Origin of the sequence: Desulfosporosinus fructosivorans (assembly GCF_004766045.1) — a bacterium.
GTDB lineage: Bacteria > Bacillota > Desulfitobacteriia > Desulfitobacteriales > Desulfitobacteriaceae > Desulfosporosinus > Desulfosporosinus fructosivorans.
In genome coordinates this window covers 305419-326310 of sequence record NZ_SPQQ01000003.1, presented here as the reverse complement: position 1 = coordinate 326310, position 20892 = coordinate 305419, and the positions used below count along the sequence as shown (strand labels likewise).

The 20892-nt window shown below is 42.1% G+C and carries 20 protein-coding genes; 10 read left to right on the top strand and 10 right to left on the bottom strand.

The window, feature by feature from the left end:
* Positions 1–222: 222 nt before the first annotated feature.
* Positions 223–1113, bottom strand: a complete 891-nt coding sequence (locus tag E4K67_RS09685; RefSeq protein ID WP_135546206.1) for a formate/nitrite transporter family protein — start codon at positions 1111–1113, stop codon at positions 223–225.
* Between the two features lie 333 nt (positions 1114–1446).
* Positions 1447–2559 (bottom strand): cache domain-containing protein, encoded by a 1113-nt coding sequence (locus E4K67_RS09680; RefSeq protein ID WP_135546205.1) that lies wholly within the window; start codon positions 2557–2559, stop codon positions 1447–1449.
* Positions 2560–2934: 375 nt separating this feature from the next.
* Between E4K67_RS09680 and E4K67_RS09675 the strand changes: the two genes are divergently transcribed.
* Positions 2935–3864 (top strand): magnesium transporter CorA family protein, encoded by a 930-nt coding sequence (locus tag E4K67_RS09675; RefSeq protein WP_135546204.1) that lies wholly within the window; start codon positions 2935–2937, stop codon positions 3862–3864.
* Here E4K67_RS09675 and E4K67_RS09670 read toward each other — a convergent pair.
* Together E4K67_RS09670 and E4K67_RS09665 are read right to left on the bottom strand one after the other, a co-directional pair.
* Positions 3833–4984, bottom strand: coding sequence for an ATP-binding protein (locus tag E4K67_RS09670; protein ID WP_135546203.1), 1152 nt, complete (start codon positions 4982–4984; stop codon positions 3833–3835). The two genes, E4K67_RS09675 and E4K67_RS09670, sit on opposite strands and share 32 nt — an antisense overlap.
* A gap of 15 nt (positions 4985–4999) precedes the next feature.
* Complete coding sequence (locus tag E4K67_RS09665; protein ID WP_135546202.1) at positions 5000–6358, bottom strand: sigma-54-dependent transcriptional regulator; 1359 nt, start codon at positions 6356–6358, stop codon at positions 5000–5002.
* 334 nt (positions 6359–6692) lie between these two features.
* Between E4K67_RS09665 and E4K67_RS09660 the strand changes: the two genes are divergently transcribed.
* From E4K67_RS09660 to E4K67_RS09625, 8 genes are all read left to right on the top strand, one after another.
* The gene (locus tag E4K67_RS09660) at positions 6693–7343 is read left to right on the top strand and encodes a hypothetical protein (protein WP_135546201.1); all 651 of its coding nucleotides are present in this window, start codon (positions 6693–6695) and stop codon (positions 7341–7343) included.
* Between the two features lie 2 nt (positions 7344–7345).
* Positions 7346–8713, top strand: a complete 1368-nt coding sequence (locus E4K67_RS09655; protein ID WP_135546200.1) for a 4Fe-4S binding protein — start codon at positions 7346–7348, stop codon at positions 8711–8713.
* 142 nt (positions 8714–8855) lie between these two features.
* Positions 8856–9443 (top strand): DUF2318 domain-containing protein, encoded by a 588-nt coding sequence (locus E4K67_RS09650; RefSeq protein ID WP_135546199.1) that lies wholly within the window; start codon positions 8856–8858, stop codon positions 9441–9443.
* Positions 9444–9562: 119 nt separating this feature from the next.
* Entirely contained in the window at positions 9563–10246 is a 684-nt protein-coding gene (locus E4K67_RS09645) for an ABC transporter ATP-binding protein (protein ID WP_135546198.1), read from the top strand.
* Positions 10247–10258: 12 nt separating this feature from the next.
* Positions 10259–11422 (top strand): ABC transporter permease, encoded by a 1164-nt coding sequence (locus tag E4K67_RS09640; RefSeq protein WP_135546197.1) that lies wholly within the window; start codon positions 10259–10261, stop codon positions 11420–11422.
* 218 nt (positions 11423–11640) lie between these two features.
* Positions 11641–12777: an ABC transporter permease gene (locus E4K67_RS09635; protein ID WP_135546196.1), complete on the top strand. Its 1137-nt coding sequence runs from the start codon at positions 11641–11643 to the stop codon at positions 12775–12777.
* A gap of 773 nt (positions 12778–13550) precedes the next feature.
* Positions 13551–14243 (top strand): response regulator transcription factor, encoded by a 693-nt coding sequence (locus tag E4K67_RS09630; protein ID WP_135546195.1) that lies wholly within the window; start codon positions 13551–13553, stop codon positions 14241–14243.
* A gap of 1 nt (position 14244) precedes the next feature.
* Positions 14245–15621, top strand: coding sequence for a sensor histidine kinase (locus E4K67_RS09625; RefSeq protein ID WP_135546194.1), 1377 nt, complete (start codon positions 14245–14247; stop codon positions 15619–15621).
* 130 nt (positions 15622–15751) lie between these two features.
* Here E4K67_RS09625 and E4K67_RS09620 read toward each other — a convergent pair whose 3' ends face one another.
* The 3 genes from E4K67_RS09620 to E4K67_RS09610 all read right to left on the bottom strand — a co-directional run bounded on the left by E4K67_RS09620 (position 15752) and on the right by E4K67_RS09610 (position 16729).
* The gene (locus tag E4K67_RS09620) at positions 15752–16009 is read right to left on the bottom strand and encodes an SHOCT domain-containing protein (protein WP_135546897.1); all 258 of its coding nucleotides are present in this window, start codon (positions 16007–16009) and stop codon (positions 15752–15754) included.
* Between the two features lie 73 nt (positions 16010–16082).
* Positions 16083–16304: an SHOCT domain-containing protein gene (locus E4K67_RS09615; RefSeq protein WP_135546193.1), complete on the bottom strand. Its 222-nt coding sequence runs from the start codon at positions 16302–16304 to the stop codon at positions 16083–16085.
* The gene (locus E4K67_RS09610; protein WP_135546192.1) at positions 16304–16729 is read right to left on the bottom strand and encodes a hypothetical protein; all 426 of its coding nucleotides are present in this window, start codon (positions 16727–16729) and stop codon (positions 16304–16306) included. Before E4K67_RS09610 ends, E4K67_RS09615 begins: the two co-directional genes overlap by 1 nt.
* Positions 16730–17585: 856 nt before the next feature.
* Here E4K67_RS09610 and E4K67_RS09605 point away from each other — a divergent pair.
* A complete protein-coding gene (locus E4K67_RS09605; RefSeq protein ID WP_135546191.1) occupies positions 17586–17786 on the top strand; it encodes a ribbon-helix-helix protein, CopG family in 201 nt (66 codons plus the stop codon).
* Between the two features lie 96 nt (positions 17787–17882).
* Here E4K67_RS09605 and E4K67_RS09600 read toward each other — a convergent pair whose 3' ends face one another.
* The 3 genes from E4K67_RS09600 to E4K67_RS09590 form a co-directional block, all read right to left on the bottom strand.
* Positions 17883–18200 carry a TusE/DsrC/DsvC family sulfur relay protein gene (locus E4K67_RS09600; protein ID WP_135546190.1) on the bottom strand — a complete coding sequence of 106 codons (318 nt, stop codon included), beginning with the start codon at positions 18198–18200 and terminating at the stop codon, positions 17883–17885.
* Positions 18201–18788: 588 nt separating this feature from the next.
* The gene (locus E4K67_RS09595) at positions 18789–19094 is read right to left on the bottom strand and encodes a 4Fe-4S binding protein (protein WP_135546189.1); all 306 of its coding nucleotides are present in this window, start codon (positions 19092–19094) and stop codon (positions 18789–18791) included.
* An 18-nt stretch (positions 19095–19112) separates the two neighbouring features.
* Positions 19113–20873 carry an adenylyl-sulfate reductase subunit alpha gene (locus E4K67_RS09590; RefSeq protein ID WP_135546188.1) on the bottom strand — a complete coding sequence of 587 codons (1761 nt, stop codon included), beginning with the start codon at positions 20871–20873 and terminating at the stop codon, positions 19113–19115.
* Positions 20874–20892 lie beyond the last annotated feature (19 nt).

The window sequence follows — 20892 nt, the reverse complement described above, 5'->3', positions numbered from 1 at the left end:
AAATACCGAATGAGGTAGGAGACTATAGTCGAGCAGCCTATGCCAAAAGAAATAACTTTGCGTCGAAGAGAAAGGAGTCTACCCCACCGAAGCAGAGAAAAAGGTACCAGTTCCATGTACAGTAGTGGTACCCTCATGATTTGATAAACAAAAAAGAAGCTGAAGCACTTGCTCCAACCTCTTTTTGTCACCTATTACTTATAATTTTTCCGAAAAAGGATTTTACTTAGCGGCATTTTGTCTAGCCTGATTGTATGGTACACACTCTCCCTTGGTATCATTTTTAATATAAACGAACCAATAGATACCAACCACAAATATCGATCCTCCGACGATGTTTCCAAGGGTTACTGGAATCAAGTTATTGATTATAAAGTTCCCCCAGTTTAAGGTTGCAAGTGCTGCAGGGGTAAGATGAGATTCAGCTACCCAACTTGGATTTGCTTTTGCTAATATTCCAGCTGGAATATAATACATATTTGCGATGCAATGCTCAAATCCTGATGTGATAAACAGCCATATTGGAAAGAAGATTGCAAATATCTTACCGACCATATCCTTAGCTCCATAGGCCATCCAAACTGCTAGACAAACTAACATATTACACATAATTCCTAAATAGAAAGCAGACATAAAAGATAATCCCACTTTATAGGATGCTATTTTGATGGTTACCCCACCTAAGACATTGGCACCACTGTTAAACAATCCAGAATGCACCATCATATAGGCAAGCAATAAGGACCCAAGAAAATTACCCATATAAACAAAAAACCAATTTTTAAGCATATCATTGAGTTTAATTTTCCCATCTAAAACTCCGCCTAAAATCATGGTGTTTCCAGTGAACAATTCTCCTCCTGCCAATACAACTAGCATAAGACCGGTTCCAAATATTGCACCTGCTAGAACTTTACCAAGACCATAGGTTTCTGGCTTTGCAAATAAATTAAAAGCTGCCATATTTGAACCTTCAGCTGCAAAAGCAATAAAAGCTCCCGCCAAAATTCCCAATATGAACTGATTTGAATATTTCATACCTACTTTTTTGATTCCTGTCTGTATAGTAGTATAAGTGATTTCAGATGGTGTGGAATAATTATTTGTACTCAAAGTTATCACTCCTCGAACTTAAAATTAATTGTACCATTGAGATCTATATCTTTTTAAGCAGCAGTTCTACATCGTAGTGGCAGTCAAGACAAAATTTTGAGAACTTAAAATATGCTCCTTTCTTAAAACTGTTATCGAGCGACCAGCAGCTCACGATATCAGATGGATAAAGCTAAGATCTTCTTGCTTTAGTGTATCTTTCTTCACGCGACCTGTCGTGTTTATGGAAATTTAAAAAGTATTTTGATAATTTATAAAATGTTAGGAAAGTTTAGTAAATTTGCAAAAGTACTTAGAATTATGAATAAAAAAAAAAGCCCCCTCGGGGGCTTTTTACAATGGGATAAATAGCTTTACTGGTCGGCCAACTGTACCGTACTTTTGTTCAGATTTTAATACCCCGCGTTGTTCTAGAAATTCAAGGTAGTGTCGTACCGTGACCCTAGTTAGTTTAACTCCTTCGGCGACTTCCTCTGCAGAGAGGGGACGTTTGTTTGCTTGTAAGAACTGAACTATCTGTCCGAAAGTGGCTTGATTTAAGCCTTTCGGCAATCCTTCTACTCCGATATTCTCTGCAATGCTAAGGGTGGATAGTGACAGATCTCCAGTAGCTAAAGTATCATTGAGCTCAGTTAAGGTATTTTCAGGATTGCTAGCAGTCGTCTGGTTAATCTTCCCTGTTAGAGATTGGATCTGCTCTACCATTTGGTTAAAGGCATCCTCCAACTCTCCAATTTCTTTGGCGCTGTGCACTTTGATCTTTTCTGTCAGATGACCGGTTGCCATATCTCGTGTACCTAACGTAATATTATGCAAGGGATAAAAGATAACTCTCTGAATGAAAAACCAAGCAAGCAGTGCTACCAAGATTGTTAAGGCTAAGCCTATCGCAGCGAATGTAATCAAAGATCGAGTGATAATTTCCTGTTCATATGTATGGGAAATTCCAACGTAAAAGATCCCAATAATGTCACCCATTTCTGACCGTAAGGGAACATAACCAGTATGGTACCACTGCCCCACTACATCAGCTTCACCTATATAAGTCTGACCATCTTTCAGTACTGTCTGGGCTACATTTGCAGACACCATAGTACCTATTGCGCGTTCGCCATTTGAACCACGTGCCGTGGTAGCTACTCGCTTCTCTCCAAGGAATACGGTCACAGTATCCCCAGTAAGTTGGGATAAATGATCAACTAAGTCATTATTGAGACTAATTTTATTGGATCCTTTATATAGATTCCCTTCTTGGACTGACCAAGAACCAGGATATGTCTTATCAATAATTTCTGCACAGGTTGCCAAATCCGTCTGCGCTTTTATGTTAGCAGCCGCCACGACGCGATCTTTCATATACCAGCCAAGGACCCCGAGGAAGCTAACCGCCAGTAATACGAGCGAACCTAACAGCATTATAAGAATTTGATTTTTAAGCGATCGCATACATTCACTTCTTTCGTCGAATTTAAAAACTTAGATATATCTCGAAAAATTAGTATTTGTGCAAGGATTATTCTGAATAAATATTAATTCGCGAATTAAGTCCAAAAACCTCTTTTCAAGATTAATTAAGTAGTGAAGAAACTATTACCAAAGCACAGTTAGCGCTAATAATCTGCCCAACCAACTAATTTCCGTAATTCTGAGAAGTTATGAAAATAATTGTAAAGGGACCTAGTTAATGGTAACCTATAAGCATAGTACATAATAAATACTATTAAGCTTATTTCAAAGGGTTATGCTTGCTTTGAGGCATAACCAAAACGACCATAGATTAGCCAAGACTGGTCCGAAAGATCCATAGGTGGAGGGCAAAAAATGATAGCAGTGTATAATACCATTAATGATATCATCGTTAAAACAGATAACCCCAAAGAAAAGGGCACCTGGATAAATATGGTACATCCCTCTGAGGAAGAAATTGCACTAGTAACAAAGGCAACTGGAATTGAATGTGATTTCATAAATGACGTTTTAGACGATGATGAGCGACCCCGGATTGAATCAGAGATGAACCAAATCTTAGTCATTATTAATGTGCCGATCATTCAAAATGCAACAGTCATCTACGAAACGATTCCTCTGGGAATCATATTGACTGAAGATCACTTTGTGACAGTGTGCTTGCAAGAGGTCGATGTCCTTAACGATTTCATCAATGGGAAAGTTCGTGCTCTGAAAACCCATAAAAAGACAAGGTTTTTATTCCAAATCCTCTATAAAAGTGCATCGTTTTATTTAACCTTACTTAGAGAAATTGAAAGAAAGACCAACGAAATTGAGTCGGCTCTTATTAGATCGATGAAGAATAAGGACTTAATTAAGTTGCTGAACCTACAAAAAAGTCTTGTGTATTTTACTACTTCCTTGAAATCCAATGAACAGGTCATGGACAAGATGTTAAGGACGAAGGTCCTAGAAATTTATGAAGAGGACCAGGATTTGTTAGAAGATGTCATTATTGAAAATAAGCAAGCATTAGAGATGGCAGAAACCTATAGCAACATTTCGAATAGTATGATGACCTCTTTTTCTTCTATTATTTCGAATAACTTAAACATAGTCATGAAGTTTTTGGCATCCATAACGATAATTTTAGCCCTACCTACTATGTTAGCCAGTTTTTTTGGAATGAACGTAAAAATCCCTCTACAAACATCTGAAGATGGTTTTGCGATTATCGTCGGCATGTCTATTGTCCTTTGTTTTGGTGGAATTATTTTTTTAGCGAAGAGGAAAATGTTTTAGTCTTAACGCAGGGCAATTGTATCTCCACCCGAACCCCACGTTCTCCCCGATTTGTGGTCACGATCTTTCCTCCGTGCTGATCAAGAATGCGGTGTACAACAGACAGCCCTAATCCGGTCCCTGTCTCTTTCGTCGTAAAAAACGGGTCATAAATATAAGGCAAGTCGTCTGGTGAAATACCGGATCCCTCGTCACTGACGGAGAAGCCTACAAAGCCAGCTTGCGAGACTCTCTCAAGCTGGATCACACCACCTTCTCCCTGTGCATCGATGGCATTAATTAAAATATTGAGTATGACTTGTTTCATCTGATCTGGGTCTACCTCAACCTCTTTCTCGTCAAGTTGGTTTCGCACTTGCTTTAACTCGATATGGTGTTGTCGCAGGGCGGGCTGAATCAAGGTAACTCCTTCGTCCAAAATTGTTTCTAAGGTAATCCTTCTTCGGACTGGTTCTTTGGGCCGCGCAAAGGACAGAAACTCGTTCACTAAGCGATTCAACCTTTCACACTCTTCCTGAAGCACCCGGCAATATTCTGAAACTACTCCATCGTCAACTTTCTCCTGGGCCAATAGTTGGATACTTACCTTCATAATCCCCAGCGGATTGCGTATTTCATGAGCCAACCCAGCGCTCATATGCCCCAGAGCCGTTAAGCGCTCTGTTTGCCGAATCTCACCCTCTAAGCGCTGACGTTCCTGGCTCTCTTGCTTCAATTTCTCCACCAACTCTTTTTGAACCGTCAGGGCGAGGCGATATTTGCGTGACGCCTTCCGCTCCTGTTCAGTCAAGAATCCTGTTAACCAGCCTATTACGTTTATCAGGCCGATTTCCACCCATTGCGTGTAGACGGCGGAGGGGTTCATTGCATGAAAATGTGTTATAAACGGTAAGATGAGGAGCGTAATGAGCAAGCCCGATAGGATTCCCCCAGCAGGACCAAAGCGCATGGCCGCATAAATAACTGGGAGATAGTACGCGAATTGGAGTAGAATGTGATAATTCATTTCATAATGGTAATTCGTGTAATGAATGGCCGTCAAAATCGACACTACAAGCGCGATTGCGATAAGGTCAAAAATAGTCCGGGCATGATTTTGATCAGAGGGTACGTGATTCAAGAGCGCTCCTCCTTGCTAAATACCCCAGTGAGGATCTATTCCATATTTTTCTAGACGGTATAAGAAGGCATGCCGAGAAAGACCTAAACGTTTTGCAGCCTGACTCTGGTTCCCTCCCGTTTGTTCCATGGCTTGTTGGAGAAAAGATTTCTCAATTTCTTCAAGGGAAACCCCCTCTAGTGGTAGCATAAAGACTCCAGGGCTCTTTCCTTCTATTAAGGGAGAGTCAAAAACGGGTAATGCATCTACACCGATCACTGCCCCTTGGGAAATAATGAGCATACGTTCCATAACATTTTCCAATTCACGAACATTTCCCGGCCAGCTATAGGCCTCTAGTTGAGTAAGCACTCCAGGACCAAGAGCCTTGCTTCGACCATAGGTCTTAAGTTTTTCCAGAAAATGTTCGACTAGGAAAGGAATATCCTCCCGATGTTCTCGTAAGGGAGGAACGGAAATAGGAAAGACACTGATTCGATAGTAAAGATCCTCCCGAAAACGCCCTTCCTGAGCCTCTTTAAGCAAATCTCGGTTCGTTGCTGCAATAATCCTTACGTCTACCTTGATGGTTTTTACTCCACCGACCCGCTCAAACGTCCGCTCTTGAAGGACCCTTAACAACTTAGCTTGAACGTTAAAAGACAATTCCCCGATCTCATCAAGAAAGAGTGTGCCCCCATCAGCTAATTCAAAACGGCCCGCCTTGCGAGCTTGAGCTCCGGTGAACGCCCCTTTTTCATGTCCGAACAGTTCACTTTCCAGCAAGGTCTCCGTCAAGGCAGCGCAATTCACTCGAATAAACGGTCCATTAACGCGCGGACTTAAAGTATGAATAGCGTGGGCTACCAACTCCTTTCCCGTCCCCGATTCCCCTTGAATAAGCACAGTGGCAGGCGTTAGCGAAACTCGTTCAACCAAGTGTTTAACCGCTTTCATCGTGTCACTATTCCCTACCAGTTTCCACCCAACACGTTGGACCTCTCCCTTTAAATAATCCACCTGTTCACGTAAGCTTTCTACTTCAAAGGCTTTAGCCACTGTGATAAGCAGTTCGTCAATATCGAAGGGTTTCATTAAATAATCATGTGCTCCAGCCTTCATAGCCTCAACGACAGTGGCAGTACTTCCATGAGCAGTCATCATAACAATTAATAGGTCTGGATAATGCTCTTTCAATTTGCGCAGGACGCTTAAACCGTCTCTCTTCGGCATTTTTAAATCTACAAGGACAAGATCTGGCCGTTCAGCTAAAGCTCGATCTAAGGCCAGTTGCCCATCTTCTACTGTTTCCACGTCATAGCCGGCTTTACTTAATGCCCGTTCTAAAACCCAGCGCATATTTGCTTCGTCATCTGCGATCAAAATCTTCCGCATGTTCATCCTCCTCGACTGTGGGATATCCTGCACCTTAGTGTGGGAAATCCCACAGTTTTTTGACCCAAACACTGAGTTACTAATCTATTACATCATGATTTCTGTTTTCTGATCAAAATTAACCCTATTAATTTAAAAAATCTATTTAGTTTAAACTTCTTTCGAAATTAGACTTTTCTTCGATATACCTTTCATGGCTCTGTATGTAAACGGTTCGATGCCCTGCTTCGCTGGAGATATCCTCACAATACGTCGCTTTTGAAACCTTTAACCTCAAACTTGGTACAGCTTTTGCATATATCCTAAAACATAATAAACTTTGGGAGTGTGCTTCATGAAAAAGAAATTGTCATCTCTGATATTCTTAACTCTTGTCACTGTTTTGCTATTTGCCCTTCCTACAATGGCCGATACTAAACCGGCCTCATCTAACACCGTGACCGCGCCTGACATGTCAGACATGTCAACCCAGGAAATGTCTGACCATTCTTCTACTGAAGCTGCACACGAATCGGAAGTGATCCTTGCCAAGGAAGGCAAGTTCCAAGTGAGTGTGCAGTCTGCACCTGAGAAACCTGAGCCTAATAAACCAGTTAACATCATGATTACTGTAAAAAATGAGGCTACTGGACAGCCTGTCCTCGATGCATCTGTAATTGTCGATATGATGCTAATGGACAGTGGTTCACACAGTAATATGTCCGGAATGAGTACGGACTCATCCGCTACACTTAATGGACAGGCGAGGCTTGACAACATGGAATCGGGAATGTACTCAGTCACCCTTACCCCAACAAAACAAGGAGAATGGACCCAAGACATTCATATTAGTTCCCCGACTCTTGGAGAAGCCACAGTTACTCTGCCCCTTAACGTTTTCAAGTCTGGACCGAACTGGATCCTCATCGGAAGTGTTGGCGGATTTGTATTACTGGCTGGTATTTTGGCCCAAATCCTAAAACGCAAGTCTTCTAAGGAGGTTTAATAATGAGCCAACCATTAAAACCTAAATCTCCACAAGATAGGAACTTTCTTAAGTTTAAACCCCTCAAGTGGTTTTTGCAAAGTTCCCTTTATCCGCGAATTTTCCAATGGGCAGCCGTGCTTGTTTTCGCGGTTATCATGGTACAAACTTTAGCAGGACCCACAAGCGCCCACGATAACTTCGGGACTGCAGCTACTTGGGTCCTTTGGTGGCCACTCTTACCCCTCTTCTTCTTTCTATTCGGAAGGTTCTGGTGTGCTGTTTGCCCCTTTGCCTGGGTGAGCGATTTGACACAGAAGATTTTCGGTGCCAACCGAAAAGTCCCGAACTTCCTGAGAAAATACGGACTATGGATTATTGATATCACCTTTATTTTCATAACCTGGTCTGACCACGTCTGGGGGATAGTGGAATCGCCTCGGGGATCAGGCACACTCTTGTTACTCATCCTAGGTGGTGTCATGGTCACCGCAATGCTCTTTGAACGTCGTACCTGGTGCCGTTATTTATGTTTCCTCGGTAGTTTGTCCGGTAACTATTCTCGAGCCGGTATGCTTGAGCTTCGTGCCGACAAAGACATCTGCAAAACTTGTACTACAAGAGATTGTTACAAGGGCAATACAAAAGCAGCCGGCTGTCCGATGTTTGAATTTCCGATGGCTATGGAAAACAACGCTAACTGTAATCTTTGTGGGAACTGCATCAAAAGCTGCCCCCACGATTCTATTCGACTAACCCCTCGCAAACCAACCAGCGAGTTTTGGTCTATGACCAGGGCGAATTTCGAAGAGTCTTTCCTAGCGATTGTTATCGTCGGGATTGTCTTTGTCCAAAATATCACCATGTTGGACTTTTACCAGTCCTACCTTAAGTGGGCCGAACTGACATTGGGTATCGGTAATCAGGATATCGCCTTTACTATTATCTTTATCATCGCGATGACTACTCCGGTATTATTACTTTTCGCAGCGACTGCAGTTTCCAAGCGCTATACCGGTGAAACTATACGTACTGGCTTTGCACGTTTTGGTTATGCTGTCATTCCACTTGACCTTGCTTCCCACATGGCCCACAACTTATTCCACCTTCTGGCCGAAGGAAAGTCAATCTATTACACCTTCATGGGGCTATTCGGAGTGCATCTTGAGGGACCAACTAACTTCGTTTCTGATCCGACGATTCAAATAATGCAATACTTCTTAGTCATCGCCGGAACTATCGGATCTCTTTACGCGGCCTATAGAATTGCCAAAAAAAATTACGGAACAGAAAAAGCCCTATCCGTCGCTATGCCGTATCTAGTCATCATCTCGATCTTCGGTGTACTAAATTTCTTAACCTTCATGGTTAGAATGAGTATGCGGATGTAACAGCAACGAATGGTACGCACGTAAGCAAGCTATAAATCCTATATGATATGATATATCTAAAATATTCCTGTATAAAAACCTGATTAACAGCCCTATAATTGGCTTGTTGCTCTTTGATTATATAAAATAGGGGGATATACATTTGAAAAATAACTTATCAGATAAAAATCAAAAATTTACTCAAGCAAAGAAAAGTAATAAAGCAGTGCTCTTCAGCACTGTAGGCATTGTAGCGGTCATCCTTGTTATTGCTTCCTATTTGGCATTTGGTAATACTAATAATCCTAGCACCTCGGTCAATACGCCTGCCAATGCTGGACAAAAAGTGGATTATAGCCCTAACGATAAACTAGAGCAAACAATTGTCGAGAGCAAGGTTGAAAATGGGAAGGCAATTGTTACAACTCTAAGTAGTGTGAAAGAGAAGAAATTTATTTGGACAGAATATAAAGCAAACGGCAAAAGAATTCCCTTAACAGCCTTTATACAACCTGATGGTAAAGTCATGGTGGCAGTGAGCTTTTGCGAGCCATGCAAGGGCGAGACTTTTCATATTACCGGTAATAAATTAGTTTGCAACGTCTGCGGAACCGTCTGGGATCTTCAAACACTCAAAGGAATAAGTGGCGGTTGTCAAACCTATCCGCCGGAGGCTCTGACCTACTCTCTAAACGGGGACAATCTGGAAATTCCTCAATCTGTGCTCGATGCCTGGGCTCCTAGAGTTTAATTCTCAAAAGCCTGGGTCATTTAAACAGTTAATTAAAACGCACTCGTTCTTACGGGTGCGTTCATTCTAACCAAATTCAACGTCCTTATAGTTCTTGCGATTTTAGGAGGAATTACTCTATGTCTTTAATAAGAGTCTGTGCGGTCACCAAAACTTACAAAGGTGGGGACGGGGTTGTCGAAGCCTTGAAAAATGTTAGTCTAGAAATATCTGAAGGGGAATTCCTAGCCTTAATGGGTCCTTCCGGTTCTGGAAAAAGCACCTTACTTAGCGTTCTGGGTGGGTTAAATCCGCCTACCTCTGGTAAACTAATCACCGATGATATTGATGTTTATGCCTTAGATTCTGAACGGTTAGCCGATTTCCGCCATGAGTACGTTGGCTTTGTTTTTCAACAATATCAATTAATCCCCTATCTTACAGCCCTGGAAAACGTCATGCTCCCTCTGGCAATAACTTCCCTCCCTGGTAAAGAACAACGAGTTATGGCTCAAACTGTGCTCGAAAAAGTGGGTCTAGGTACCAAAGCTTTCCGATTGCCCAATCAGTTATCTGGCGGCGAGCAAAATCGAGTAGCCATTGCTCGAGCGATCGTTAACGAGCCCGCTATTATCTTTGCCGATGAGCCCACGGGCAGTCTAGACTCTAAAACTGCAAGGGAACTGTTGGAACTATTTCAGACCCTTAACCAAAGTGGCTTGACCATTATAATGGTGACTCATAACCAAGAAAATCTCAATTGGGTCTCCCGCTCAGTTTACATCCATGATGGAGTTTTGGTTCCAATTCCTGAAGAGGCCTAAGGGGGAAAATACATGCGTTTAACCGATATAGCGCTTCAAAATCTACGTCGCCGTAAAATGCGCTCTGCTCTATTGGTTCTCAGTGTCGTCATCGGGGTCGCTTCAATTATCTTCCTCTTTACGACAACCCAAGCCATGAAAGAAGATGTCGCCAATAAACTTGATCAATTCGGTTCTAATATCCTCATCCTTCCTGATACAGGTGTAGCGATGACCTTTGGCGGGATAACAGTTGAAGCTCCAACTCAGGTCAAAGAACTCAACATGTCTCTTATTCCGCTTATGAAGACGATTAAGAATAAGGAGACTTTGGCTACAATTGCCCCTAAACTTTTGGTAGATACTAAAATCAATGGACAAACTATTTTATTACTCGGGGTGGATTTCCCACAGGAATTGCATCTTAAAAAGTGGTGGAAACTGGATGGTCTCACCAAGAACCAAATTCCATTAGCAAACGAAGTAATCTTAGGCAGTGACGTTGCTCGTTCCCTAGGCCTTACCACTAAGCAAACGATTACGATCAAAGAACAAAATTTTAAGGTGGCAGGGATCATCCAACCTACTGGGTCGGTGGAAAATGACCAGGCCATTTTCATGGACTTAACTGTGCTCCAGAAACTGGCTAACCGCCCCAATGCCATCAGCCTCATAGAAACTGCTGCGTTGTGTTATACCTGCCCAATTGAAGAAGTCACCCAACAGTTAAGTGCCAAACTTCCGGGTACCAAAGTTACTGCTCTCAAATCGACTCTGGAATCTCGGGATGACACCGTCAATCGGTTCAACCTATTTGCCCGAATCGTTTCTTTGATACTCTTTCTAGCCAGTAGTCTTGTGATAACGATGACTATGAAATCCTCTGTAGCGGAGCGGACTCGGGAAATTGGTATCCTAAGGGCAATCGGATTCCGGAAACGCCACATCATCCGGATCATTCTGACTGAGGCGGGCTTATTAAGCAGTTTGGGTGGTCTATTGGGTTACTTACTTGGGATGGGTGCAGCCGTTCAGTACGGATCCCTTTTAGTCAAGACCCAAGTTCATATCCCTTGGCAATTTAATTTGCTCGTCTATGCAATACTTGCCTCTCTATTAATAAGCCTAATCGCAAGTCTTAATCCTGCTTGGCAAGCAGCTAGACTTGACCCGACAGAATCTCTGCGCTACATGTGATGTCAGAGCCTGGGATCAGACCAGAGATGGATCGTAATTTGATATATGATGAGCGATGCGCGGATATCTGAGATCTGGTCGTGCTTTGAGACACGATAAATAGAGGTCAGATTGGCCGGATCATAAGCTCATGGTTTTAAGCATGATGCACGAGATATGCGAGATTCGGGGCGTGAAGTTTGAAAGTCGTACATCGAACTTCGATTAGGAGGTACTTTATGACACTAACAGATATCGCTATCCAAAATTTACGCCGACGTATTGGGAAGACGACCTTTATATTTCTAACGTTCCTATTGGTAGTCGGCTTAACCGTCACGTTGAATACGCTGTCCAAAAGTATGCAAGACGATTTACAAAAAAGTTTAACCCAATATGGTGCCAACGTCGTCATTACCCCAAAATCCGAACATTTCACACTCAGCTATGGCGGGCTCTCTGTTCCTGGAGTTGATTACGAAATCAAACATTTGAATTATGACGTATTAACTAAAATTCAAATGACTCAAGATCTTATAATCGGCGGAATCGCGCCTAAAATGATTGGTTCTGTCGCCGGGATTAATACACGTTACCTTATCATCGGCGTAGACTTTCCCAGCGAATTAAAAATGAAACCATGGTGGCATATTAAAGGACAACTGCCCAATGACCGAGAAGTTATTATCGGTGCAGATCTTGCACGCCAAGATAATCTTGTTGTTGGGAGTACTTTAGAACTCGATCACCAGAAATACCCCGTTGTCGGAGTGATGCAGGAAACAGGTGGCTCAGAGGACAATGGAGTATTTTCGAATTTTGAGACGTCCCAACTAATAACCGGACAAGACTCTTGGTCTATGATTGAACTTAATACAGCTCAACCCGAGCGAGCAGCGGCCTATTTAAGGGAACTTTTACCTGAGGCCAAAGTCGCTGAAATATCCCAACTGGTTCAGGGTAACAAAGAAAGTATCGATCGCTTTTCAAGTTTCTCCCTAATAGCCTCCTCTCTCTTAGGCATTATTGGTGTTTTGATTGTGTTCGTTACGACAATGGGTAACATTAATGACAGGGTTGCCGAAATCGGAGTCTTCCGAGCGATCGGTTTTCGCCGTCGCCATATTCTAACAATTCTAATTCGCGAAATTGCCTTGGTTAGCTTTGCAGGAGGGGTTCTCGGCTATCTTTTGGGTGAATTCGCCCCCACTTTACTCGGTCCCATTGCTTTCCAAAAAACTGTTGCGTTTCAATTTCACCCCTTAATGGCCTTAGTTGCAGTTAGCGCCTCTGTCCTAATCGGGGTTGTCTCTATAGTTTTCCCAGCTAAGCAGGCCATTAGGTTAGATCCCTTAGATGCACTTTCCTATATTTAGCTTAGGGGATTATTGACCAGTCTAAGTCCCTGCATACTTATAGCGTTAGGTTTATACTTCTTTGTACGAACAGGTTCGTAACCATTAAAAGGATATTATTATCCTTCCATTGATTCTTCAGAGTTATCATTATGCGTTCTGAGTTTATTATTACTTGAAAGAGTAAGGTAACATAATACATAACCCAATATAGAGAAACAAATGGATGTTACCAATAAATCTAGCCCTTCCATATAGACTCCTCCTCCCAATAATATATTTTCCATATAGACCTACTACAAATTCCTTAGGAGTCAGGTTTTATAACATCCTGTTTCAAACTATACCAAATCCTGTTCAAACTTATCGTGACATAGATCATATAACTGATATAAAATTTTGCCCTATTCTCTCTTTTTAAGAACTTGCAAGCTTATCTAAAATCTTTTTATATTATTTATTATATTATAATTATTATAAATGTCAAGTAAATTTATAGACTTATTTTAATCTCGGGGCCTCTCTAAAAGTATTTTTTCTTCGTTTGATAGAGAACAATGCGCCAATTGTCCCTTTGATCCAATCTTGATGATTCCCGCCTTCTACAAATGGCACTCCAATACTCTGCTTCAGTGGGACGAGTTCACTATCCCTTAGGTAAAGCCTTAGCGAGGTTTTCGACACATCGGGGTGTAGAATTGCGGGAATTCTACTCCTTCTACCTGCGAATTGGTTTATGAAAAATTAAAGAAAATCTGACTTACGGGATCGAGGTCAGCGAGAGGAGTCCATCCATGAGGATTTTATTAGTTGATGATGAAAAAAAAATTACTACCGTACTCAAAGCTTATCTTCAGCAGGAAGGATTTCAGGTAAGTACGGCCATCAACGGCCTAATCGCTTTAACCATGTTTAAAGAAAATCCTTTTGACTTACTTATCCTTGACTTAATGCTCCCTGGCCTGTCTGGAACAGAGATGTGCCGCGAGATCCGCAAAATATCCTCCGTCCCTATTATTATGCTCACAGCTAAGGTTGAAGAAGAGGACCGCATCCAAGGCTTAAGTATCGGTGCCGATGATTATATTACAAAACCTTTTAGCCCTCGTGAAGTGGTTGCCCGTGTTCGGGCCGTTCTCCGACGAACTAATAACGAAGCTGCGCCCCTTGCTGACGTAATTTCCTATGATAATGGACTTACCATCGATAACCTCCAGCATGAAATCCGGCTTAACGATCAAGAGGTCTCGTTAACTCCAACAGAGTTTAAGATCCTTGGAGCCCTAGCGAAACATCCTGGACGAGTGTTATCTCGAGGTCAGTTGGTAGAAATTGTTCAAGGGCACGACTTCGATGGAGATGACCGTGTTATTGATGCCCATATTAAAAAGATTAGGCAAAAGCTCGAAACGACTCCCAGCGATCCACAACTAATTTTGACTGTTTACGGCATCGGCTACAAGTTTAATCCAAGGGCGGGTGGATAAGATGCGTACGAAATTGTTTCTTTCCACTCTGATCATCGCGGTTATTACTTTAACCTTAAGCATGCTTGCCGTGAATTTCGTATTCAAACAACAGTTTAGTGATTATTTAACCCAGGCGAATGAGGCAACGTTAGAACAGTTGCCTTCTCGTCTGAGTGCCCTTTATCAGACTAAGGGGACTTGGGATTCTACGTCTTTGAACGAAGTTTCCCACGCCCTCCCTATGGGCACAGTTGTTACTTTGACAGATCCAACCGGTAAACTTATCGCTACGTTAAGCAACACTATGGAAGACATGATGCACGGAAATGCCGAAATGGGTATGATGGGAATGTCCTCGAATTCCACAACAAGTTGGAAAACAAAAAAATATACTGTGTCGGGACCTCTAGGGACTATAGCCACTGCAGAAGTTCGCTACCCTGCAACCGCACAGATCCTCAATCCCCAAGATGTCCGCTTCCAATCTACAGTTTTCCGTTCACTACTCTTCGCTGGAGGATTGGCGCTTCTTTTTGGAATTATCCTCAGTTTCTTTACAAGCCGCCAACTCGTCGCTCCACTCAGACGATTAACGCAAGCAGCCAATCGTATTGGGCATGGCCACCTTGACGAGCGTGTTTCCGTTCGCTCCAAAGACGAGGTAAGACTACTTGCAAATGCTTTTAATGCGATGGCAGACAATTTAAATCGCCAAGAAACCCTCCGCAAACAGTTTACTGCCGACATCGCCCACGAACTGCGCACTCCCTTGACCTCGATCAAAAGTTATATTGAAGCTTTTCAAGACGGCGTTCTTCCTGCAAATCAGGAAAATCTCGCCTCTATTCATGAGGAAATCAACCGTCTAGTTGACTTGTCCAGCGATCTAAAAGACTTAAATGTGGCTGAAATCGGTGGATTACAGCTAAAGCTTGAGCCTGTGGACATAAGGCATCTTCTTGAAAAAATTATGCGTAGCCTTCTTCCTCTTATCCAGGAAAAGGAATTAACTCTAACTTGGAATGCTCCGGAAGAATCTGTGACAACATCCGGGGACGAGCACCTTCTTACTAGGCTATTCTATAATTTGATGCATAATGCCTATAGGTACTCAAATTTAGGAGGTCAGATTACCGTCGCCCTTACAAGCACTCCGACATCCGCTGAAATTAAGATTAGCAATACTGGTATAGGCATCTCTGAAGAAGATCTTCCTTTAATATTCGAGCGATTTTACCGTGCCGACAAATCCCGGACCCGTGAGACAGGGGGAACAGGAATCGGTCTTGCGCTGGTCCGCCAGATTATAGATCTACATCAAGGCACGATCACCGTACAGAGTAAAGTCGAGCATGAGACTGTATTCATCGTCCAGCTTCCAAGAAAGAAAAAGTGACTGAGGATTAGATCCTCGGCCACTTTTTCTTTCAAACATTTAATGTATGATAACTATTCAGGTAAAAATCTGTCCCTCTCGGGCAAAACACTTAACAAACACGTGCTCAATGATGGCCCCAATCACAGACTCATTTACCCTCTAGATCTCTTTTCCGACTCTGATACTCAGCGGAATCTATCTCACCACGTGCATACCGCTCTCGCAGGATGTCCATTCCACTGTGCTTATTTAGTCCTCCTGTATGAACGTGCGAGGCATGGCGACGAAATAGATAGATAGCCAGTAAAATAATCCCAATCCCTAAGATAAGTTGCATTCCTATCCCCGCCATCCCCATCATCCCATAGCCGCCACTTCCATATCCACCATATCCCCAACCACCCATCATATAAATTCCTCCTTCAAATTTTTGATATTCAACCTTAGATATTCCCATTCATCCATAAAGTAAACGCTATTTATTCTTTTTTAATAGATATTTGCTGCTTTTGCCCAGACAGCTCTTGTTTCCTTTCAAGGTACTCCTCTCTTTGAATCTCACCGCGTGCATATCGTTCACTCAATATATCTAGTGAGCTATTTGACTGAGATTGATGGCCCACGCAGCATGACCCTCCAGCATTCGATGAACTAAACATGTAATACGCAATAAAGATTAATAGGATTATACCAATCATCATTATAGCTCTCCCCCTTTGACTCCGTTCATCATATTACCTCGTGAACCAGTCATACCATTCCCGTTAGTCATCATGCTCCCTCCGGAATTACTCATGATTTCGTTCATTTTATCAAGGTTTTCTTGCCCCATTTGTGCTCTAACCGCTGAATCTAAATTCATGAATTCTAGCATCTGCGTAACGTCTCCTGTTTGCATTGCCTTTTGCATTCCTTCCGAGTTATGAAGGTTTTGCATTTCAGCTGAATTCATTAGCTCTTGGTGTTGCTCTGGCGAAAAGGTTTTCTGCATGTAACCTTGCATTTGTCCAAACCACCCGTCCCCTTGTTGCCGGGTCGTCTCTGCTAAGGCCGGTAAAGCCATGAGGCCCACTGCTAATGTTGCGGTTGCGATAATCGCGGTAACTTTCTTATTAAATCTTCTCATTGTTTATACCTCCCAATTGATTTCATTTACTGCTTGCTTCGTTCGTTTGCAGTTCTTCCATGTCCTTAGTGTAACGCTTGGATACGATTATCTCATGAAAAAGTTGTGAATTTCTCATGAATAAGGAGCCCTGATAACAGGATCGCACTTGGAATAAGACGCTCTATGATGTTCCCTCATAAACGCACAAAAAGATAGGACAGGCGCTTATTGTCAAACCGCCTGTCCAGAGAAAAAATAGTTGTTCAAAATCGGTACTTCGCAAGGAGAGCAAAAATCCTTGGTGGGGAATACAAATGTCACTTTAATTTTTAAGACTAACAGCGTGCGATGGCGTAAAATTCGGATGAGCACTCAGCTAGGGATTGAAAGGATTCATATGCACCTTTATCCTGAAGTGGCACTATCTTAACGTCGTATTTTCGCAGTTAACGTTTTGCATCTTTAATTTTGCTATTACATGAAAGAGTAATGTAACATAGGGCATAACCTAAAACAGAGAAGCAGATGGCAGTTACGAAAAAATCTAGTCTTTCGATATAGACTCCTCCTCAAAAAAAGATCTTATATTCTAATACGTAATTAAAAATTGTTTTCTGTCGGTCTGTTCGACAAGGTAGAAGATTATTTAGCAATAAAAGTGGCTGGGGATTAAATCCTCAGCCGCTTTTATCCAATCGTGAAGACATCCACTTCTTCAGTGGGACTGAGAGTGGTGACTAATAATCATAAGTTAAATATGAACGTATTTCACTTGAAGTATAGGTTGTTGTTCGCTAGCATTGTAGTACAATACAGATATATAGATATATAGATTTATAGATTTATAGAGATGTGATAAAGAGGAGCGGACAGATTGAAAATAAGTACACGAAAACAAAAAGTCAAAATAAGTCTTAGTATAGATTCAGAGGTCCTGAGGAGATTGGACAAACTTTGTGAAAGTAAAAACCTAAGTCGTCCACAAGTAATTGAAATGATTTTTTCCACGGACGATGAAACAGTAGATTTTATGACTGGGCAGATTAAACGAATCGACTCCGAGATTGGGTTTTAGCGACAATCACTCTTTGGGGAAATATACATAAGAATAGCTGAGGACAAGTCCTCAGCTATTCTGTGTTAAACGTCAATCAATTTCCGAATACTACTTTCACATACAGCCCGATGGCTTGGGGAGGCCAGCAATTTTACAAGCACCCCTTCTTGGACCGGCCGGAAATAAAACGTAGATCTTGTCACGGTCAAAGCCAGTATCTTTAACTATTTTACGAACCATAGGAGCAACCTCATACTCCTCATAATAGTCCCTAATGTAGTTAATCATCGTCCAGTGTTCTTCGGTAAGTTCTTCTACAGCCTCAGCGATAGCAAGCGCTTTGGCCACATCTTCATTCCATCTTGATTGATCTGCTAGAAAGCCCTCATCATCCAATTCCACAGTTAAAGTGCCTACCTCAAGTTGCGCCATTGATATTTCCTCCCTGCTATTTTTTGGGTCTGTATTTCTTGATGGGTATTTGTAGCCTTATTTCAAGAGTGTCAAAGTTATTTATTTGAATAATTTATCGATCGTGATAAATCAGTTCTCTTTATTTTATGTTTTAAGAGGAGGAAAAGATATCCATTTCTTGTCGAAGCACATATTTTATATCTATTATCTCAAAAATGCACTCTACATATGTATGATTCATCTTGAACCCCCCCGCATATATCTTTGTTGACTATTGTGAAGATAGTCAATAGCCTGAATATTTAATATTTATATTCATTATACAACAATATAGTTAAGCAGGGCAAGACGTAAAAAATGTCATTTATAGTCATAGATACGAATTGTCACAAAAAAGGAGCCCTGATAATTAAATCACAGCCCCCAATACTTTAGGTCATTACACCCTTCAGCATAATCCCATTGAAAACAAAATTTCAGTATATATTTGAATACTATCTAAGCGAGAAGGGGCTAAACCTCATCCCACTCGCTTAGAAGAACGTATCGTAGGTAGTAAATCATTAACAATAAATAGAAATCCTATCCTGATACATGTTGTGATTTCTATTTATTATGGGTCTTAACTAGGAACTTATCAACCTTACCATTGATATCAATGCAGGTCCACTCAATTTCTTTCTCACTGACTTTAGGAATAAGTCTAGCTGGATAGTACCCCAATTGATACGGAATTCTAGTTTCAATAGCCTGGAATTGGCAGGCCTTTACACAAGCCATACAGTCCCAGCAATCTCTTTTAGCCCGACAAAACGCTTTCTTATCCTCATTTAATTCCATCAAATCCCCAGGACATATCTCTTCACATTTTCCGCACCCTTGGCATTTATCTTGATTTACTACTGGTGGCATCTTCGTTACCCTCCTTTCTTAAGCTTTTAAACGATCTCCTGAGATAATTTGTTCGTAGGGACGAGTAAACATTTCTACTTCTCCGGTTTCGGGGTTATAACGGGAGTTTACAAAGCAATCGAATTTTTCATCATTCTTTTCCGGGAAATCGGCACGGGTTTGCCACCCTGCCCATCTGGTTTCTTCACGGTACATTAAGTGGTGCACTAATACCTGCGCTACGTCTAATCGGTCAATGACTTCATGAGCATCCATCAACTCGTGGAGATCAGCGGCGATTAGGTATTTGACTTGCTCTTTTAAAATCTTAAGGTTGCGCAGGGCATATTCCAACCCTTCTTTGTTCATTCTGAAAAACTGGTGCACACCCCCGGCATATTCATCCATCAACCGCTGCAACCTTTCTTCCATTTCTCGAGGGGCAACACCGTCACCCACAGTAATATTGCGGAAACCAGGTGCAAAAACCCTATTCTTCTCCTGAGAAATTTGCTCCTCGTTAAGAACACCCTGCTCTACACAAGCCACATAGTCAACGGCGGCCCTAGCAGACAATAGCCCCTCAGCGGCACAACCACCCACAAATTTATTAGGTGTGCCACCCGCCACATCTCCACAGGCATACAATCCTGGTAAGGTGGTCGCTCTTTTAACATCAATCCAATAACCACTTGCCGTATGTCCGCCTACAATGTATGGGTCAGAGCCATAGATTTCGATAGGTTCCTTACTCAAATCCTGAGCTCGGCTGGCCAGAAACAAGACATAGCTGGGCCGCTCGTTTAGATAATCGTGTTTCATGTCATGGATTTGGTCGGGCGTCATGTGGGTAGTATCCACATAGCAGGGACCACGACCCTCACGCCACTCATCCATCGGTGCGTTAGCCCGGATATAGCGGGGAGCGGCATCCCCACCTAGGTGAGCATAACGGGTTTTCAGAATTTGCTCGCCTTTACAATTAATCATTGGTGTTTTATAACCCACTGAAATTGTATCGATAGGGCCGTTAAAATCTTTGGTCCGAGTGGCACACCAGCGCATTTCAAAGGTTGTCATTTCTGCACCCTGACGAATACCGAGCGCAAAACCGGTTCCGACATTAAAGGGGGCATACCAGAGCTGATGGTGGCTGTCATTACCATCGTTTTGATAGGGCTTATACAAACCAGCCGCACCACCTGTGGCTATAATGGTTGCTTTAGCCCGAATGATATACACCTTGCCGTCTCTAACCCCAAAACCAATAGCACCAATGACTTTATTTTCCTCCATTAGGTAATTGGTAGCTACTACACGATTTATGATTTCACAGCCAGTTTGACGGGTTTTTTCTGCCAAAATGACTTTCATCTCAGAACCACTAATGGTTATATCCCATTTACCCCTAGTTTTATATTCTTCACCGTCTTCTTCATATTTAATGGGCATACCCCACTCTTCCCATTCTTCAATAGGCTTGTTTAAGACTTCTGCCATCGAAATAGTCAAATCTTCACGGATCAGCCCACCGGCCTGAGAACGACTCCAACGGACAAAATCTTCGATGGTGCGATCCTTTTTAATATAGGTGTTAATTGCATCCATACCACCTGCTAGACATCCGCTACGGTCAATGTGTGCTTTTTCCATTAATGTAACTTTTAAATCAGGGTTGAGACGCTTAGCCTCAATGGCGGCAAAACAGCCGGCATTTCCTGCACCGATAATCAGAATGTCGGTATCAATGCGAACCTCTTCAATTTTATCAACGGATTGGGGTAAACTTGCTCTCGACATCAAATCTTCCTCCTTTTAG

Coding starts and splice junctions, on each gene's coding strand:
- E4K67_RS09680 (WP_135546205.1), bottom strand. CDS start 2,559: ATGCGATCGCTTAAAAATCAAATTCTTATAATGCTGTTAGGTTCGCTC.
- E4K67_RS09675 (WP_135546204.1), top strand. CDS start 2,935: ATGATAGCAGTGTATAATACCATTAATGATATCATCGTTAAAACAGAT.
- E4K67_RS09665 (WP_135546202.1), bottom strand. CDS start 6,358: ATGCGGAAGATTTTGATCGCAGATGACGAAGCAAATATGCGCTGGGTT.
- E4K67_RS09660 (WP_135546201.1), top strand. CDS start 6,693: ATGAAAAAGAAATTGTCATCTCTGATATTCTTAACTCTTGTCACTGTT.
- E4K67_RS09655 (WP_135546200.1), top strand. CDS start 7,346: ATGAGCCAACCATTAAAACCTAAATCTCCACAAGATAGGAACTTTCTT.
- E4K67_RS09645 (WP_135546198.1), top strand. CDS start 9,563: ATGTCTTTAATAAGAGTCTGTGCGGTCACCAAAACTTACAAAGGTGGG.
- E4K67_RS09640 (WP_135546197.1), top strand. CDS start 10,259: ATGCGTTTAACCGATATAGCGCTTCAAAATCTACGTCGCCGTAAAATG.
- E4K67_RS09635 (WP_135546196.1), top strand. CDS start 11,641: ATGACACTAACAGATATCGCTATCCAAAATTTACGCCGACGTATTGGG.
- E4K67_RS09630 (WP_135546195.1), top strand. CDS start 13,551: ATGAGGATTTTATTAGTTGATGATGAAAAAAAAATTACTACCGTACTC.
- E4K67_RS09625 (WP_135546194.1), top strand. CDS start 14,245: ATGCGTACGAAATTGTTTCTTTCCACTCTGATCATCGCGGTTATTACT.
- E4K67_RS09620 (WP_135546897.1), bottom strand. CDS start 16,009: ATGGGTGGTTGGGGATATGGTGGATATGGAAGTGGCGGCTATGGGATG.
- E4K67_RS09615 (WP_135546193.1), bottom strand. CDS start 16,304: ATGATGATTGGTATAATCCTATTAATCTTTATTGCGTATTACATGTTT.
- E4K67_RS09610 (WP_135546192.1), bottom strand. CDS start 16,729: ATGAGAAGATTTAATAAGAAAGTTACCGCGATTATCGCAACCGCAACA.
- E4K67_RS09600 (WP_135546190.1), bottom strand. CDS start 18,200: ATGGCGCAACTTGAGGTAGGCACTTTAACTGTGGAATTGGATGATGAG.
- E4K67_RS09595 (WP_135546189.1), bottom strand. CDS start 19,094: ATGCCACCAGTAGTAAATCAAGATAAATGCCAAGGGTGCGGAAAATGT.
- E4K67_RS09590 (WP_135546188.1), bottom strand. CDS start 20,873: ATGTCGAGAGCAAGTTTACCCCAATCCGTTGATAAAATTGAAGAGGTT.